This is a genomic window from Brucella sp. NBRC 113783 (genome assembly GCF_040372265.1).
In the GTDB taxonomy this organism is placed as follows: domain Bacteria; phylum Pseudomonadota; class Alphaproteobacteria; order Rhizobiales; family Rhizobiaceae; genus Brucella; species Brucella teleogrylli.
Genome location: NZ_BAABRX010000003.1, coordinates 702,786 through 718,130 on the forward strand (window position 1 = coordinate 702,786; position 15,345 = coordinate 718,130).

Below are 15,345 nucleotides of genomic sequence, written 5' to 3' on the forward strand. Positions count from 1 at the left end.
ATTTAATCCCAGCACTTCAGTTGTGGCACACACTCGCCTACAACAGTGCCAAGGGCAAACGAAATAGCAGACAATAGCGATGTTAGATTGCAGTTCACCCGTCAGTATGAAGTAACGGCCTTTATCGGATAACAGCCCAAAGATGTTCCTTCATTACATCCTCATGCAGCTCGACTCCAAACCCAATGTGTTCTGAGATCGGAAGGCGTCCGTTCCTGACCGTTTCCTCGAAGGGCACGGTAGCCACTTCAATATATCCGGGTATGTTAGCCCAATATGGGAAATGTTCTTGAACATAAAAATTGGGCAAACAGGCGCTCATGTGGGTCGCGATGTTGGCTGCGATAGAACTTCCGCACACATGCGGCTGCACCTTCAAACCATAGGCGTCAGCCATCGCTGATATTTTATGGACTTCCGCGAAACCACCCGCATTGCCAATATCGGGCTGCAATATACTGATCGCACGTCTCTCAAGAAGATCGCGAAAACCTTGTCTGAGATAGTGCCGCTCTCCAGTCGCAATCGGAATATCAATCGACGAAGCGACTTGAGACAACGCACCGAGGTCGCCGGGATCGGTGATTTCCTCCACAAACTCGATATCATATTCTTTGATACGCTCACAAAACCGCATGGTATCTGCGATAGAAATGCCGCCACCGAAATCAAGCATAAGCCTGATATCGGAACCGATCGCCTTTCGTACGTCGCGCACGCGTTCGATTCCAGCGGTGACGGCGTCACGATTGTCAGAGTATCGACCATTTGGATGCCGCAATGTTCCATTTGGCTGTATCTGCGCCAACGGATAGAACTTCAGGGCATAATGTCCGTCGTCAACAGCGTCGGCAGCTTTTCTAATCAGGTCTGAGTTGGATGTCGCTCCAAAATACCAGCCATTCGCATAGTAGTTCAGTTCATCGCGAATTTTTCCGCCAAAGAGTTCATATACTGGCACATTCAACGCTCTGGCGCGAATATCCCACAGCGCCTGTTCCATGGCGCTCATCCCGGCACAAGCAATTCCGCCGGGGTTCTTTAACCAGAACGCCTGGTCGTACATGTCCGAAACGATCCGATTGATGGACAGCGGATTAGCCCCCAGCAAAAACCGTTCGCTCAGATCTTTAATCATACCCGCAACAGCTGTGCCACCGCTTCCATAGGAAATGGCGGCCTCACCTAATCCGGATATGCCTTCATCCGTCTGAATTTTCACCAGAACGGGCTTCAGGCCCTGTCCGCGCACATAGTAAACGTTGACGGACACAATTTTCATTTTTCAAACCCCACGTGCAGGAGAAGCACTCATTCCGCCGCGACCCCCGCCTGACGCAGTTTCAACCTGAAATCCTCCAGCGTTCCCTTATACTCCCACGTCTGAACGGTGTTGTGAGGACACTCAATAAAAATATAATCTTCGGTAACCGACAAAATTCTGGAAACCTTTATGAGTTTTGTTACAAATCCTCCCGCGCCAAGATCATCGATGACAGCTTTCCGATCCTCATCATATCCATGATATACTTTCGAAGCTCGAATTTCTGCAGTTACATACGCCATATAATCGTGTCCTCTTGGATTTTTTGACATATTGATGAATGATACATCATTATATGAGCCGCACCTCGAAAGCAGAAATCGAAAGTACGCTGATCGGTATGCCGATTTTGCATACCTAAAGTCTGGCGGAAAGCTACTGTTGTGGTGTCGTTAAACCAAAATCTTCTGAACTGGGAATACTGGGTAACCTACTAATCGAAAGCGCGAAGCATCAGGAAAGCTTAGAAATTGTCGGAAGTGCTTCATTCTCAAGGACTGCGGATTCCTGTCAAGAATCGCCTTTATCACTGTGCCGAACACAATCACAAAACGCCTTGATGGGATGTGAACCTACGATCTTAAAATGCGAATGCTATCTGTCTGAATTACTTAATAACGTTTCTAGGCTAGACGTCACATTTGGGGCCGGACGCTGACCGTCCGCTTATGCGTTATGAGCGGAGTTAGCGGCCATTTGGCAGCAGATCATGCCTGCGGCTAGCCGATCAGATTGTGGCCCTACATGAGCCTTTCCGCTCGCATTCGCATTGCTGGCTCAAGTTCAAGTGAGTGTCGCGCAATCTTGTCGAAACAGACGGACGTTGTCTCATTGATGGCGCGCAGTTCTCCATCAAGCGAACCAGCCATTGTCTGGCGAAACGTGATTGATGAACGTCCGACCTTCAACACCTGTGAGCGGATCGTCAGCAAGTCTCCGGCTGGCATTTCCTTTTTATAGTCCGTTGTCGAGCGCACATCCGCCCAACCGAAACTCTCATCCGGAATTTTCCCGGCAATGTGGCCCAAGAGCTGAAAGCTCGCATCATCGAACATCCCGGCATAATGCCGAACATTCATATGTCCCATGACGTCGCACATCCACGGATGTACGACGCCTATAAAAGTCACAAGACCGCTCATCGCGCCACCGACTGATAGCCACCCAGAAAAGCGGTGAGATTATCACCCAGAGCATCGCAAAGATAACCGCCTTCCTGCACGATTACAGTTGGCAGACGAAGCTTTGCGATTGCTTCCGCAATGCGTCCAAAGCCACCGGTGGTGACCGACAATCCGCCGAAAGGATCGCCTTCGAACGGATCAAGACCAAGCGCCACCACCAGCGCATCTGGCGCGAAAGCTTCGATACGGCGGAAAGCCGTATCGAGTGATGCAAGGAACTCGGCATCGCCGGATTTGCGCGGTAGGGGCAGATTGAGATTGTACCCGAGCCCAGCGCCTTCACCGCGTTCATCGGCATGGCCCCAGAAGAACGGATAGAAGCGCAGCGGATCGGCGTGGATCGAAACTGTCAGCACATCGGGACGAGCGTAGAAGATGCCTTGCGTTCCATTGCCATGATGCAGATCGACATCGAGGATTGCCACGCGTTCGGTCTTCGAGCGTAGATGCTGAGCGGCAACCGCCGAATTGTTGACGAAGCAAAAGCCGCCTGAAACATCGGCAAAGGCATGATGCCCCGGTGGGCGGCAGAGCGCATAGGCCGCGACCTCGCCCGCAAGCAATGCATTGGCGGCGTCAATCGCGCTCCAGGCACTCCAGCACACGCTTTCCCATGTGTGTTCAGCTATCGGGCAAGCGGTATCGGCCATGTGATAGCCGACCTGCCCGACGGCAGATGCCGGATAACGACCGTCACGCGCCAACGGATGAATGTTCGGGATGACTTCTTCCGAAGCTTCCTCGATGCGCCGCCAACGCGGATAGATATGCTGCAGGAACTCCAGATATTCCGGTGTGTGCACGGCAGCGATCGGGCCAAGACCATGATTTTGCGGACGGATAATCTCGCAGCCCGCAGCCTTTGCGCCAAAGAGCAGACGTTCGACGCGCTCCGGCTGCTCGGGGTTAGGCTTCGGCGCGCCGCTGGAAAGAAAGGCTTTCGGATCGTGAAGCGTTTGCTCAACAGCGTAGAAGGCTTTCATGACTGCTCCCTAATTTGCATTGATACGCGCCAGACGGGCGAAATCCTCGCCATAAGCGCCATGATCGAGATCGGCTTCGATCCAGCCGATACCCAGCCGTTGGTAAAAGCGCTGCGCGGCAACATTGTCCCGATCCACCGCCAGCCGCAGATAGACGCCGCCGCGTGCTGTCGACCAGGAAGCGACATGGCGCAGAAGAACCTCGCCCACACCACGACCGCGAAACGCCTGATCGACATAGAGGTCCTGCACAAAGACACCGGGCTTTCCGAGCCATGTCGAGAAGATCGGGAAGAAAAGCGCCAGCCCCGCAAATGCCTCGTCCACCTCGGCGATCAGGCTGGTAAAAGCCGCGTTGGGACCGAAGCCATGGCGGCGAAAATCTTCCACCGTGCTGGAGACTTTGCCCGCAGCACCCAGCCCCGCACCCATTGCGCGGATTGCCTCGTGAATTCGTTCGGCATCGGAAGGTTCGGCAAGCCGGATCACAACGCCCGCTTTGCCACCCAATTCAATCTTTGGCATCAGAACGCCACCCTGTCTCCACCCTTCAGCCCCAAATAGTCGCGCGCCTCGTCGGGCGTGGCAACTTCCAGCGACAGGCCGTCAAGGATGCTGCGGATGCGCCGAACCTGATCGGCATTGCTGCTGGCCAGCTTTCCCCGTCCGTCGTAGAGGCTGTCTTCCAGGCCGACACGCACATTGCCGCCCATGGCCGCCGCCATTGTGATCATTGGAATCTGGTGCCTGCCTCCTGCCAGAACCGAGAAGGAATAGTCGTCCCCGAAAAGCTTGTCGGCGATGCGTTTCATATGCATGAGGTTTTCCGGGTCTGCGCCGATGCCGCCCAGAATACCGAAGACGAACTGGATGAACAGATGACCGGTAACCAGCCCACGGTCGCGAAAATAAGCCAGTGAATAGAGATGCCCGACATCATAGCATTCGAACTCGAAGCGTGTACCGCAGCCCTGACCGAGACTGGTCAGAATGCCTTCCATATCCGCGAAGGTGTTCTTGAAGATCGAATGACGCGTCGCCTCCAATAGCTCGGGTTCCCAGGCGTGCTTCCACTCGCGTGGCTTGTCGAGGGCTGGAAACAGCGCGAAATTCATCGAGCCCATATTGAGAGAGCACATTTCCGGTTGCGCCTTGAGCGGCGCGGCCAGACGATCATCCAGCGTCATCAATGACGAGCCGCCGGTGGAAATATTCACCACCGCCGCGGTCGACTGCTTGATGCGCGGCAGGAACTGCATGAACAGATCCGGATTGGCGGATGGTCTGCCGTCATGGGGATCGCGAGCATGGAGGTGCAGAATAGATGCGCCCGCTTCCGCCGCCGCGATGGCTTCACTGGCGATCTCCTCCGGCGTAACCGGCAAATGCGGCGACATAGTTGGAGTGTGCACGGAGCCCGTCACTGCGCAGGTGATGATCACCTTGCGCTGTGTTTTCTTTTTGTCGGTCATGATCCGGTTTCCTTAAGCGTTCACGGGCAGCTTGAGTTCACGCGACAGAACCTCAAGCGTATCGCCAAGGATCGCGGTGATCTCGCCAACTTGTTCTTGACTTACGACCATCGGCGGACAAACGAGGAAATGATCGCCTTCAACACCGCCGCGCGTGCGGCGCGAATAGATGATGAGCCCGCGCTCATACGCAAGATCCACCATGCGCTGATGGGCATTCAGTTCCTTCGGCAACGGCTTCATGGTCTCGGGATCGGACACGAATTCGGCTGCCAGCAATAACCCCTTGCCGCGCACATCACCGACGAACGGGAAGCGCTTCGCCAATCCTTCCAGCTCGCCCTTCAGCGCATCGCCCATACGGGCGGCATTGCCGACCAGATCGAGACGATCAATCTCCTGAAGCACCGCCTTGCCTGCCGTGCAAGCCAGCGGATTGCCTGCATACGTGAAGCCGTGCAGGAAACCGCCAGCATCCAGAACCGGCTGCACGATGCGTCCGGGCGCCGCCATTGCGCCAAGCGGGCAATAACCCGAGGCGAAACCCTTCGAAAGCGCGATGAGATCAGGCTTGCAGTTCCAGTGGTCGCCGCCCAGAAACTTGCCGGTGCGTCCGGCGCCGCTCATCACCTCGTCATGGATCAGCAGGATGCCATAGCGGTCGCAGATTTCACGGATACGCGGATAGTAACTGTCGGGCGCGACCAGCGCGCCGGTCGACGCTCCGCCGATCGGCTCCATGATGAAGGCGAGCACGCTTTCAGGACCTTCTTCCTGAATCTTCTCCTCCAGCATGTCAGCATATTTCTGGCCGCGCTGTTCCATCGTGAGATTGTCACGGTCGAGATAGGCGGTCGGTGCCAGGACTTTCGGCATTTCGCGCATGATGGGTGCGAAAGGCTCGCTTAAGGCCGCATAGCCGGTGACAGCCAGAGCGCCAAGCGTGCCGCCGTGATAAGATGGAAAACGCGAAATTACTTTCCAGCGCGTGCCCTGCCCGGTTGCAACCGCCCATTGGCGGGCAAGCTTGATACAGGATTCCACCGCTTCCGAACCACCGGAAACAAAGAATATCTTGTCCAGACCTTCCGGCATACGCTCGGCGGCCATGCGCGCCAGATCTTCCGCCGGTTCATTTTCGAAGTGCAGACGATAAGCGAAGGTGACGCGATCCATCTGCTCTTTCATGGCGTCGAGCACGTTGCGATTGCCGTGGCCGATATTGACCACCATTGCGCCGCTAGAGCCGTCGATGACCCGGCGTCCGTCCTGATCCCAGATGTAGATACCTTCGGCACGATCCACCAGCGGCCTGCGCAGGCGCGACTGGTAGAAAAGATGCGATGCCGGGCGTTCGTTCTGTGCTTTTGTGTTGAGCATTGCGTTACTCTGTCAGCGCTTGAGATATTGGTTGAGAACATTGGCGGTCACACGCTCGACCATGCGGTCGCCACGTTTGAGAGCCGCGACCCACTCGCAGCTTCCTGCGTGGAAAACCTCGCCCTTGCCGCGCGGGAAATTGACGATCATGCCGCAGCCGCGCTTGATACGTTCGACGGCTGCATCGCCATTGTCGCCGATCAGCGTATCGGCCACGAATTTGGCATCGGCATCGGAGAGGAACTGGTCGTCGGCTGGAATATCCGCGCTCTCTTCCTTGAGAGACGACATGCCGAGCGCCAGAATTTGCAATCCATCAGGTGCGCCGCTGCCCTCCTCTGGTTCAGGCAGACCGCCCCGGATCACATAGTCGAGCCCGTCGACCTCATAGCCGAAGGCGTGACCGTCAGCGCCCAAGAGATCACCGTAATAGATGCCGGTTCCCGCAAAGGCCCAATGTTCCGGGCGATAGACCGGAAAACCGCGCACGCCACGCGGGGCGCAGCCACCCCAGCCGACATAAAGCCCGCGCAGCGCATTGAGGCCGAAGGTTTCGGCAGCTGGCCGTCCGGCTTCCGTCGCTTCCCAGCAACCGCTGGTGCGGCGTGGATCGGCGGAGCGATAGACCGGGTCTTCAGCGCGGGCGCGATATTTGTAGCAAGTCTGGCGCTTGCCATCATTCTCAAGCCGCGTCTGCCACATGAAATTGCCTGCAAAACGGGCCGCACGGCCGCCGTCATCGACATAATGATCAACGGCATCGCGCATTTCCCATGTCCAGTATTCGTCGTGACCGACAAAGGCCACGCAATCATAACCGTCGAGGATTTCCGGCGAGAAATGCAACTCATGCTGGCTGGCGAGATCAATCGCAAAGCCTTTTCGTTCAGCCCAGCGGAAAAACAGGCTGTCATAGCTGGCCCAGCCGGATGAGGCATATTTCTTGGAATAGCCATTGGCAAAGGCCCATTCCATATGCGGATAGCGTGGAGGAGCAGCAGGCGGCGTTACAAACTCCAGCGGCACGCGAGGCGCATCGGACGGCAGCAGCGCAAAGCCACGGCAGAACGGACGCTCGATGCTCACCGTCGTCGCGTATTGATCGCCATTCGGCCCGGTAATGCCCTGATAGTGGTTGGAACCGCCCCAGGTATTATAGGCCGTCCACGTGCCGGTCGCTGCAACCTGCAGGATACGACCGGGCTTACGGCCTGCCACAGGCCGCAGGATGAAAAGATGGTGGCAATGGATCAGCTGACCGTCATTGCCTTCGGCTTTCAGCGTGATGCGATAAGCACCGGAAGGCCAGTTCTCATCCGTCTTGAACGAAAATGTCGTCTCCCAGCCGCAGCCCACAACGGAACATTGGGCAGGCGTTTCCTGCCATTTGCAGTCTATCCCGCGCTTTGAGAAGACAGGCGTTTCAACCGCCCCATCCCGCACGATTTCGATATCGAAACGCGACGCGGTCGCACTCACCTGCAAATGAACCGTTGTGCCAGGCAGATAAGAATAGGCATCGGTGTAGCACCAGATTTCGCCACGCGGCCCGTCCATGCCGGGATATTCATAATAATGCCCAAGCACGGCTTCGCGTCGCTGCGCCGGGGTCAGCCCGAAATCGGGAAATTCCCTAAGATCGGCAAACTCATTGCCGTTTCTCTCGTTCATGCCATCACCTCACGCAGCCAGATATTTCTTGAGGAAGGAGCGGGTACGCTCCTGCACCGGATTGCTCAAAATCTGATCCGGCCGCCCCTCTTCCACCACCACACCGCCATCCATGAATAGGATACGATCTGCCACTTCGCCCGCAAATCGCATCTCATGCGTGACGATCAGCATCGTCATATGTTCAGCGGCGAGCTGCTTCATGACAGCATTGACCTCGTCCACCAGCTCGGGATCGAGCGCCGACGTCGCTTCGTCGAACAGCATCACTTTCGGCTGCATGGCGAGCGCACGGGCAATGGCCACACGCTGCTTCTGACCGCCGGACAGCCGCGAGGGATAGACATCGACCTTGTCGGCAAGCCCGACCTTTTTCAAAAGCTCCAGTGCTAGAGTACGAGCAGCGTCCTTCATCATGCCCTTGAGTTTGATGGGGCCGAGCGTGATGTTTTCCAGCACTGTCAAATGTGGAAACAGGTTGAAGTGCTGAAACACCATGCCCATCTGCTGGCGCACGGCATTGATGTGCTTCTCGAAAGCCTGCCCGGTGAGAGGTTGATTGACCTGCACGCCATCGAGCCAGACTTCACCGCCATTCAGCGTTTCAAGATGATTGATCGAGCGCAGAAGCGTGCTCTTACCGGAGCCGCTGGGGCCGATGATGGCGACGATCTGGCCACGCGCCACGGAAAGGTCGATATCTTTCAACACTTCCAGCTCGCCATAGGCTTTGCGAGCACCCTTCACTTCGACCATCGGTTTTGCGATTTTGGGGCTGCTCATCGCGTGACCTCCACTTTTCTTTCAATGCGCCGCAGGCTGGCTTCCAGAATCAGATTGACCACGTAGTAGATGGCGGCGATGGTGATGTAGAATTCGAACGGGCTGAAGGTTTCGCTGATGGCAAGCTGCGCGCTGTGCACCAGTTCGGCAATGCCGATGATCGAAACCAGTGACGTATCCTTCAAAAGAACGATCATATTGTTGCCGATGGGCGGGATCGTATTGCGCACCGCCTGCGGGATGACGATGTAGCGCAAAGCCTGACCATGGCTGAAGCCGATGGAACGCGCGCCTTCCATCTGACCCGGATCGACCGCCACGATACCCGCGCGGATGATATCGGCATTATAGACGGCAAAGTGCAGACTAAGACCGATGATGCCCGCGCCAAGTGCCGGAATATCAATACCGATCTGAACTAGCCCGAAATAGATCAGGAACAGCTGCAACAGAAGCGGTGTTCCCATGAACAGCCACATGAAGAACCGCACCGGCCATGCTAGAATCTTAGGCGCGTAAAGCACCACCAGCGCAAATACGATACCGAGCACGAAGCTGAGGAAAGCCGACGCTACGGTCAGAACCAGCGTCCACCACAGCCCTGTCAAAAGTAGATCCGTATAGGGTGCGACGATGCTCAAATCGAGAGCTTGCATCCAGTCCTCCCTCACTGCGCCGCGAAGCGCTTGTCGAGAAGATCGACCCCGCGCGCCACGATATAGATGATGATCATGTAGAGAACGGCTGCAACGCCGAAAATCTCGAACGGTTTGTAGGTTGAACCGATGAAACGCTGCGCCGTATAGGTCAGCTCAACCACTGAAATGGTGGAAACCAGCGCAGAGCCCTTCAGGAGCGCAATCGTATTGACACCGAGAGGGCGGATCATCAGCCGGGCGGCCTGGGGCAGCACGACGAACCGCATCGTCTGCCCTCGCCCAAAGCCGATGGAACGGGCGGCTTCCGTCTGGCCGCGATCAACGCTCTGAATTGCGCCGCGGATCGATTCCGACATGTATGCGCCGATATTCAGCCCCAGTCCGATAACACCAGCGGCAAACGGCTCCAGATTAATGCCAATCTGTGGACCGCCGAAATAGAGAATGAAGAGCTGTACAAGGCAAGGTGTTCCGCGAAAGACGCTCACATAGGCTGCCGCAAGCCATCGCAGGATGACCGAGCGGGACAGACGGCCGTTAACGAGGACCGCTGCGACGGCCAGACCCAACACCAGGGCCAGAGCAGAAATTTGGACAGTCACCCATGCCGCCTCCAGAAAAAACGGGAGGACGCGCTGCATCAACGCAAAATCCATCGGAAAACTCCGGTCAATCGGTTCTCAACCGGCCCGGACATATGCCGGGCCGGGATGACGTATCAGCGAATATCGCTGCCGACCCATTGCATCGAGATCTTCTCATAGGTGCCGTCGGCCATGATCTCGTCGAGAGCCTTCTGCATCGTAGCCTTCAGCTCGGGATTGTTCTTGCGGATGGCGATGCCGATGGCGACGCTGCCGCCTTCGATATCAGGCGTATCGAGCCTACGGACCTTCTGGCCGGTTTCCTTGATCGCCACCATGACCGGGATGTTGTCGACGACGATAGCGTCGACGCGACCGGCATTCAGTTCGAGCATCAGTTCCGGCAGCCCCTTATAGGTGCGAATGGTCCAGCCGCCCTGTTCGCGCGCCCATTTTTCATGGGTTTCACCAAGTGTGACGCCCAGTGTCTTGCCCTTGAGATCGTCGAGCTTTTGAACTGTAGAGTCTTCCTTCACGAAAACCGCGCGGCCCGCGTGATAGTAAGGTCCTACGAAATCCACGGCCTTCTCGCGTTCCGGCGTAATCGTCATGGAGCCGACCACCGTGTCGAACTTGCCTGCCCGAAGGCCGGCGACGATACCATCCCATGCGGTGGTGATAAGCTGTGGCTTAAGCTGCATACGCTCGGCAATCGCCGAACCGATGGAAGCGTCGAAGCCCACGACTTCGTTCTTCTCATTGACGAAATTGAACGGCGGGTACTGGCCGCTCATGGCGATCTTCAACTCGCCCGCTGCCTTGATCTTTTCAAGATCATCCGCCTGTGCAGGCGCAACCGCAAAAACTGCGGCGGTGGCAATCGCGGCCGCGGCAATGAAACCCGTGAATTTGTTAAACATGCTGTTCCCGACTTCCCTTTGTTTGTTTTTCTTGAGGCTTTTTGATGCCTTCCAATATTCATGATTGCTTTTATGAATGCATTTAGCAAATAGATAATGGGAATAGATTACATAGATTTCATGAATGGATGATGCCATGTCGCTACATCGCCCCGAACGCCTTGTCTGGGATCTGGACTGGAACCTTCTGCGCAGTTTTGTGGTAATCGCGGAGGTGAAAAGCATCACCCGCGCGGCAGAGCGTCTCAACCTCAAACAACCAAGCGTAAGCAATGCGTTGCGCCGATTGGAAGACCGCATCGGCCAGCGGCTGGTGGAGCGCGACGCAACCCATTTTGAGTTGACGGACGTTGGCAAACTGCTCTACGAGCAAAGTATCGAGGTGTTTGGCGCCATTTCACAGTTGCCGCAACTGGTGCGCGGGGTCGGTGACAATGTGACTGGCCATGTCACCATCTCTGTCGCCAGCCACATCATATCGCCGATCTTCGATCAGGCGCTTGCGCGGTTTCATGAACAGCATCCCAATGCGACACTGACGATCAACGTATCCGCAAGTACAGAGGTCGCGCGGCTTGTGCGCGAGAAACGCGCTTCCTTCGGCCTTGGTCTGGTGAGTAATCGCGACCCCGCGCTGGACTACACCATGGTCTATCGTGAGTTCTTCGGGTTTTTCTGCGGCCCCCGGCACCGGATGTTTGGCCAGTCCGGACTGACCCTTGCCGATCTGAAGGGAGAACCATCGGTTTCGTTCCAGACCGATCATATTGCAGACGCGCTACGACCCGTAGCCCTGTTGCGCAGTGAGGCGCGACTCTCACCTGATGTTGTCGGCACCTCGTCGAGCCTTGAGGAAGTGCGTCGGATGATCATCACCGGGCTTGGCATCGGCCCACTTCCATTACACGTCGCGCGACGCGAGATCGATGACGGCCTTCTCTGGCGTCTGCCGCCATACGACAACCCGCCTGCCATCGATGTTTTCCTGATCCACAATCCTGAAGCCAACCTCAACAAGGCGGAAAAGGCCATGCTGGCCGGACTGAAATCTATTATTGCATCAACGCCCCTTGAGGAGCGCATCTACCAGGATTGAGCCCCGAAGCCCTATCTTCATGGCTGTGCAAGTAGCGTTTCATGATAGGCCCAGAACTCGTCTATGAACCGTTGAGCGAGACTGTTATGAGGACCATTACTGCGACGAATGGCCAAAAATCCGGCGTCAACGAAGCTTGTGAAAGGTCGGATCGCCACACCACGTCCGCGAAAATCGGTTGCCGACGACGGATCGATGATCGTTATGCCGACACCTTCAGCCACAAGCGTCAGCGCTGTGTGCGACAGGCGTGTCTCAATGGTGGCCGACCGTGGAATGCGCGCTAGGGCAACTTCCACGCGCATGGCAAACAGCGACCCCGGCTCCAGCGTGATCATACGTTCATCGGCGAGATCATCCGGTGAAACCTCCGGATAGTCTGCAAGACGATGCCCTAGCGGGACAGCGACAACCGCCGGTATCGCCCGGGTTTCAATATTGAAACCGGGTCTGTCGAGCGGACCGTCGGCAAAACCGAGATCGACCTGACCAGATGCGACGGCCTCAACAACCATCGCGGAAGGAATACCGTTGAGAGAGGCATGGATATTGGGTCGCGCCTTGAGAAAACGGGCGAGAAAGCGCGGCATGATCCCGTTTGCAAGCGCAGGCATAGCCGCAATCCGCAGCATGCCCGCATTCTGACGGTTGATCTCGTCGGCGAAACTCCGGATGCGATTGAGCCCGACATAAGCCCGCTCCACCTCCTGCAACAGCGTCATGGCCGCCTGTGTTGGGACCAACTGGTTTCCGCGACGGTTGAAGAGCTTGAGTTTCGTGTCGATCTCAAAGTCACGGATAAGGCGGCTCACGGCGGGCTGGGTGATCGACATCAGTTCCGCCGCAGCCGTCATTTTTCCGGTCAGCATGACGGTTCGGAACGCTTCGACCTGACGCAGGTTCATGTTTCACCATAATATTTGGTTATGCTTGAGGCTTCATTTCGAATTTGACTGTATTGATCCCCGCTGTCAAACCACTCCCATAAACGTACCGGCGCAGCAAAAGGACCGGACATAAAAAGGGAACTAGGCAGTTGGGTGCGGTCAGCGCATATTTGGATTTGATGGGTTTTGCTGAAGACGGCTGGGGCTACGATATGCTCCGGGCCACCGGCATGTCACTCGCGGTAGCCTTTTGCGGCTTTGCGGCAGGTGCGGTGTTCGGTATGATTGCCGCTGCCGCTTCATTTTCATCGCAGCGCATTCTCAGAATTGCGGCTGCCGGCTATTCGACAGTGCTTCGCGGCATCCCCGACCTTCTGGTCATTTACCTGTTCTATTTCGGCAGTAGCGCTGTGTTAAGCCAGATCGGCGCGTTGTTCGGCGGGCAAGGCTTCGTCAGTGCGCCAATCTTCATCACCGGTGCACTGGCCATCGGCGTGGTTTCTGGCGCTTACCAAGCTGAAGTCTATCGCGGCGCAGTGCTGGCACTGCCCAAAGGTGAGATCGAAGCTGCCAAGGCCTATGGCATGCCACCGCGTCTGCTGTTTCGCCGCATTATGGTTCCGCAGGCGGCACGCTTTGCCATTCCGGGCATTGGCAATGTCTGGCAGCTTGTCTTGAAAGAGTCGGCACTGATTTCGGTCGTAGGACTGGTTGAGCTGATGCGTCAGGCGCAAATCGGCGCTGGATCAACCCGCAAGCCTTTCACCTTCTTTCTGACCGCCGGGCTGCTTTATCTCGTCATCACATTCATATCGGGCTTGCTGTTCAATAACGCCGAAAAGCGCGTCATGCGCGGCATCCGGAGGGCAGTATGAGCTTTGTCGACCTGCCGTTCATGTTCGACAGTTTCGTTCAGCTGTGCCGGGGTATTCCGCTGACGCTGCAACTGATGGCGCTGTCGGTTATCAGTGGCGCCGTGCTGGCCACCATACTGGCTACGATGCGTCTGTCGGGCAATCTGATACTGGACCTCATTGCGCGAGGTTATATCTTTGTGCTGCGCGGCACCCCGCTGCTCGTGCAGCTCTACATCATCTATTACGGCCTCAGCCAGTTTCCAGAACTGCGCCGGAGCTTTCTCTGGCCGTTTTTGCGGGAACCCTATTGGTGCGCAGTACTGGCTCTTGCACTCAATACGGCTGCCTATAGCGCCGAAATCATTCGAGGCGGTGTTCTGTCGGTTGCGACCGGGCAGATCGAAGCGGCGCGCGCCTATGGCATGAGCGGCTTCACCCTCGTCCGCCGCATTCTGGCCCCACAAGCGTTGCGACAGATGCTGCCCGCCTATTCGAACGAAGTCATCTTGATGGTGAAGTCCACCGCACTGGCATCAACCATCACCATGATGGAGGTAACGGGGCTGGCGGCCAAGTTGATTTCCGCCACCTATCGCCCTGTCGAAGTCTTCATCTGTGCAGGCGCGATTTATCTCCTCCTGAACTTCGTAGTCACCAGAATTTTCAAACTGCTGGAATATCGCTCGTCGGCGGCCCAGCGTCAGCCTGTCATCGTGCATGCCGCCGGAGGGAACTCATAATGCAACGTTTCGAAACGCCTGCGGTCGAGATCAAGAACCTCGAGAAATGTTACGGTGCGCACAAGGTTCTGCATACAGTTTCCTTGCAGGCCCACCAGGGTGAAGTCATCTCCATTCTGGGTGCGTCAGGTTCAGGCAAATCCACTCTGCTGCGCTGCATCAATATGCTTGAAGTGCCGGATGCAGGCAGTGTGGCTATTCACGGCGAGGCATACAAGCTCGACCAACAGCCCGGGCGCGCAGCGCGTCCAGCCGATGCGAAACAGGTTCAGCGGCTGCGCGGTCAGGCGACGATGGTGTTTCAGTCGTTCAATCTGTGGTCGCACCTGACTATCCTCGAAAATCTGATCGAAGCGCCTATCCATGTGCAGAAGCGAAACCGGTCGGAGTGCATTGCCGAGGCTGAAGCACTGCTGGAGCGGGTCGGCATTGCCGATAAGCGCAACTTCTATCCCGCGCATCTTTCTGGTGGCCAGCAGCAACGCGCCGCAATTGCCCGCGCGTTAGCGATGCGTCCGAAGATCATGCTGTTCGATGAACCAACCTCCGCGCTTGACCCCGAACTGGTGGCCGAGGTGTTGAAGGTCATGCGCGATCTGGCGGCAGATGGGCGCACCATGCTGGTCGTGACCCACGAGATGGGCTTCGCCCGCGATGTTTCCAGCCGTGTCGTGTTTCTGCGTCAGGGCGTGATTGAAGAAGAAGGCGCGCCCGACGAGGTTTTCGGCAACCCCAAAAGCGAACGGTTCCGGCAATTCATTTCCAAACAAAACGCATGAACCGATCAATCGGTTTTCTAACAGAG

At 56.5% G+C, this 15,345-nt stretch carries 17 protein-coding genes; 4 read left to right on the forward strand and 13 right to left on the reverse strand.

Annotation, left to right across the window (positions count from 1 at the left end; translation table 11 throughout):
- Positions 1–121: 121 nt before the first annotated feature.
- The 12 genes from ABWW11_RS13860 to ABWW11_RS13915 form a co-directional block, all read right to left on the reverse strand.
- Entirely contained in the window at positions 122–1,282 is a 1,161-nt protein-coding gene (locus ABWW11_RS13860) for a mandelate racemase/muconate lactonizing enzyme family protein (protein WP_109365749.1), read from the reverse strand.
- 29 nt (positions 1,283–1,311) lie between these two features.
- Positions 1,312–1,566 (reverse strand): hypothetical protein, encoded by a 255-nt coding sequence (locus tag ABWW11_RS13865; protein ID WP_109365748.1) that lies wholly within the window; start codon positions 1,564–1,566, stop codon positions 1,312–1,314.
- Positions 1,567–2,064: 498 nt separating this feature from the next.
- A complete protein-coding gene (locus ABWW11_RS13870) occupies positions 2,065–2,466 on the reverse strand; it encodes an acyl-CoA thioesterase (protein WP_109365747.1) in 402 nt (133 codons plus the stop codon).
- Positions 2,463–3,491: a histone deacetylase family protein gene (locus ABWW11_RS13875; protein WP_109365746.1), complete on the reverse strand. Its 1,029-nt coding sequence runs from the start codon at positions 3,489–3,491 to the stop codon at positions 2,463–2,465. The genes ABWW11_RS13870 and ABWW11_RS13875 overlap by 4 nt, the downstream gene beginning before the upstream one ends.
- A gap of 9 nt (positions 3,492–3,500) precedes the next feature.
- A complete protein-coding gene (locus tag ABWW11_RS13880; protein WP_109365745.1) occupies positions 3,501–4,016 on the reverse strand; it encodes a GNAT family N-acetyltransferase in 516 nt (171 codons plus the stop codon).
- Positions 4,016–4,963, reverse strand: a complete 948-nt coding sequence (gene kce, locus ABWW11_RS13885; protein ID WP_109365744.1) for a 3,5-dioxohexanoate:acetyl-CoA acetone transferase — start codon at positions 4,961–4,963, stop codon at positions 4,016–4,018. Before kce ends, ABWW11_RS13880 begins: the two co-directional genes overlap by 1 nt.
- A gap of 12 nt (positions 4,964–4,975) precedes the next feature.
- Entirely contained in the window at positions 4,976–6,343 is a 1,368-nt protein-coding gene (locus tag ABWW11_RS13890) for an aminotransferase family protein (RefSeq protein WP_109365743.1), read from the reverse strand.
- Positions 6,344–6,355: 12 nt separating this feature from the next.
- A complete protein-coding gene (locus tag ABWW11_RS13895) occupies positions 6,356–8,014 on the reverse strand; it encodes a N,N-dimethylformamidase beta subunit family domain-containing protein (protein WP_109365742.1) in 1,659 nt (552 codons plus the stop codon).
- Positions 8,015–8,023: 9 nt separating this feature from the next.
- On the reverse strand, positions 8,024–8,770 hold the full coding sequence (locus ABWW11_RS13900; RefSeq protein WP_167836143.1) for an amino acid ABC transporter ATP-binding protein: 747 nt from the start codon (positions 8,768–8,770) through the stop codon (positions 8,024–8,026).
- A 23-nt stretch (positions 8,771–8,793) separates the two neighbouring features.
- Positions 8,794–9,453, reverse strand: coding sequence for an amino acid ABC transporter permease (locus ABWW11_RS13905; RefSeq protein ID WP_319080257.1), 660 nt, complete (start codon positions 9,451–9,453; stop codon positions 8,794–8,796).
- An 11-nt stretch (positions 9,454–9,464) separates the two neighbouring features.
- The gene (locus tag ABWW11_RS13910) at positions 9,465–10,112 is read right to left on the reverse strand and encodes an amino acid ABC transporter permease (protein WP_109365739.1); all 648 of its coding nucleotides are present in this window, start codon (positions 10,110–10,112) and stop codon (positions 9,465–9,467) included.
- A gap of 62 nt (positions 10,113–10,174) precedes the next feature.
- The gene (locus tag ABWW11_RS13915) at positions 10,175–10,960 is read right to left on the reverse strand and encodes an ABC transporter substrate-binding protein (RefSeq protein WP_109366391.1); all 786 of its coding nucleotides are present in this window, start codon (positions 10,958–10,960) and stop codon (positions 10,175–10,177) included.
- A 136-nt stretch (positions 10,961–11,096) separates the two neighbouring features.
- Here ABWW11_RS13915 and ABWW11_RS13920 point away from each other — a divergent pair, with 136 nt between their 5' ends.
- Positions 11,097–12,056: a LysR family transcriptional regulator gene (locus tag ABWW11_RS13920; protein WP_109366392.1), complete on the forward strand. Its 960-nt coding sequence runs from the start codon at positions 11,097–11,099 to the stop codon at positions 12,054–12,056.
- 17 nt (positions 12,057–12,073) lie between these two features.
- On the opposite strand, the gene ABWW11_RS13925 is transcribed toward ABWW11_RS13920, so the two are convergent.
- Complete coding sequence (locus tag ABWW11_RS13925; protein WP_109365738.1) at positions 12,074–12,961, reverse strand: LysR substrate-binding domain-containing protein; 888 nt, start codon at positions 12,959–12,961, stop codon at positions 12,074–12,076.
- A gap of 161 nt (positions 12,962–13,122) precedes the next feature.
- Between ABWW11_RS13925 and ABWW11_RS13930 the strand changes: the two genes are divergently transcribed.
- The 3 genes from ABWW11_RS13930 to ABWW11_RS13940 are packed head-to-tail and all read left to right on the forward strand — an operon-like array spanning position 13,123 to position 15,319.
- Positions 13,123–13,818, forward strand: coding sequence for an ABC transporter permease (locus ABWW11_RS13930; RefSeq protein WP_109366390.1), 696 nt, complete (start codon positions 13,123–13,125; stop codon positions 13,816–13,818).
- Positions 13,815–14,540: an ABC transporter permease gene (locus tag ABWW11_RS13935; RefSeq protein WP_109365737.1), complete on the forward strand. Its 726-nt coding sequence runs from the start codon at positions 13,815–13,817 to the stop codon at positions 14,538–14,540. Before ABWW11_RS13930 ends, ABWW11_RS13935 begins: the two co-directional genes overlap by 4 nt.
- Positions 14,540–15,319, forward strand: coding sequence for an ABC transporter ATP-binding protein (locus ABWW11_RS13940; protein WP_109365736.1), 780 nt, complete (start codon positions 14,540–14,542; stop codon positions 15,317–15,319). Before ABWW11_RS13935 ends, ABWW11_RS13940 begins: the two co-directional genes overlap by 1 nt.
- The last annotated feature ends 26 nt before the right edge of the window (positions 15,320–15,345 follow it).

Coding starts and splice junctions, on each gene's coding strand:
- ABWW11_RS13870 (WP_109365747.1), bottom strand. CDS start 2,466: ATGAGCGGTCTTGTGACTTTTATAGGCGTCGTACATCCGTGGATGTGC.
- ABWW11_RS13905 (WP_319080257.1), bottom strand. CDS start 9,453: ATGCAAGCTCTCGATTTGAGCATCGTCGCACCCTATACGGATCTACTT.
- ABWW11_RS13880 (WP_109365745.1), bottom strand. CDS start 4,016: ATGCCAAAGATTGAATTGGGTGGCAAAGCGGGCGTTGTGATCCGGCTT.
- kce (WP_109365744.1), bottom strand. CDS start 4,963: ATGACCGACAAAAAGAAAACACAGCGCAAGGTGATCATCACCTGCGCA.
- ABWW11_RS13895 (WP_109365742.1), bottom strand. CDS start 8,014: ATGAACGAGAGAAACGGCAATGAGTTTGCCGATCTTAGGGAATTTCCC.
- ABWW11_RS13930 (WP_109366390.1), top strand. CDS start 13,123: ATGGGTTTTGCTGAAGACGGCTGGGGCTACGATATGCTCCGGGCCACC.
- ABWW11_RS13920 (WP_109366392.1), top strand. CDS start 11,097: ATGTCGCTACATCGCCCCGAACGCCTTGTCTGGGATCTGGACTGGAAC.
- ABWW11_RS13925 (WP_109365738.1), bottom strand. CDS start 12,961: ATGAACCTGCGTCAGGTCGAAGCGTTCCGAACCGTCATGCTGACCGGA.
- ABWW11_RS13890 (WP_109365743.1), bottom strand. CDS start 6,343: ATGCTCAACACAAAAGCACAGAACGAACGCCCGGCATCGCATCTTTTC.
- ABWW11_RS13860 (WP_109365749.1), bottom strand. CDS start 1,282: ATGAAAATTGTGTCCGTCAACGTTTACTATGTGCGCGGACAGGGCCTG.
- ABWW11_RS13935 (WP_109365737.1), top strand. CDS start 13,815: ATGAGCTTTGTCGACCTGCCGTTCATGTTCGACAGTTTCGTTCAGCTG.
- ABWW11_RS13940 (WP_109365736.1), top strand. CDS start 14,540: ATGCAACGTTTCGAAACGCCTGCGGTCGAGATCAAGAACCTCGAGAAA.
- ABWW11_RS13900 (WP_167836143.1), bottom strand. CDS start 8,770: ATGGTCGAAGTGAAGGGTGCTCGCAAAGCCTATGGCGAGCTGGAAGTG.
- ABWW11_RS13875 (WP_109365746.1), bottom strand. CDS start 3,491: ATGAAAGCCTTCTACGCTGTTGAGCAAACGCTTCACGATCCGAAAGCC.
- ABWW11_RS13865 (WP_109365748.1), bottom strand. CDS start 1,566: ATGGCGTATGTAACTGCAGAAATTCGAGCTTCGAAAGTATATCATGGA.
- ABWW11_RS13915 (WP_109366391.1), bottom strand. CDS start 10,960: ATGTTTAACAAATTCACGGGTTTCATTGCCGCGGCCGCGATTGCCACC.
- ABWW11_RS13910 (WP_109365739.1), bottom strand. CDS start 10,112: ATGGATTTTGCGTTGATGCAGCGCGTCCTCCCGTTTTTTCTGGAGGCG.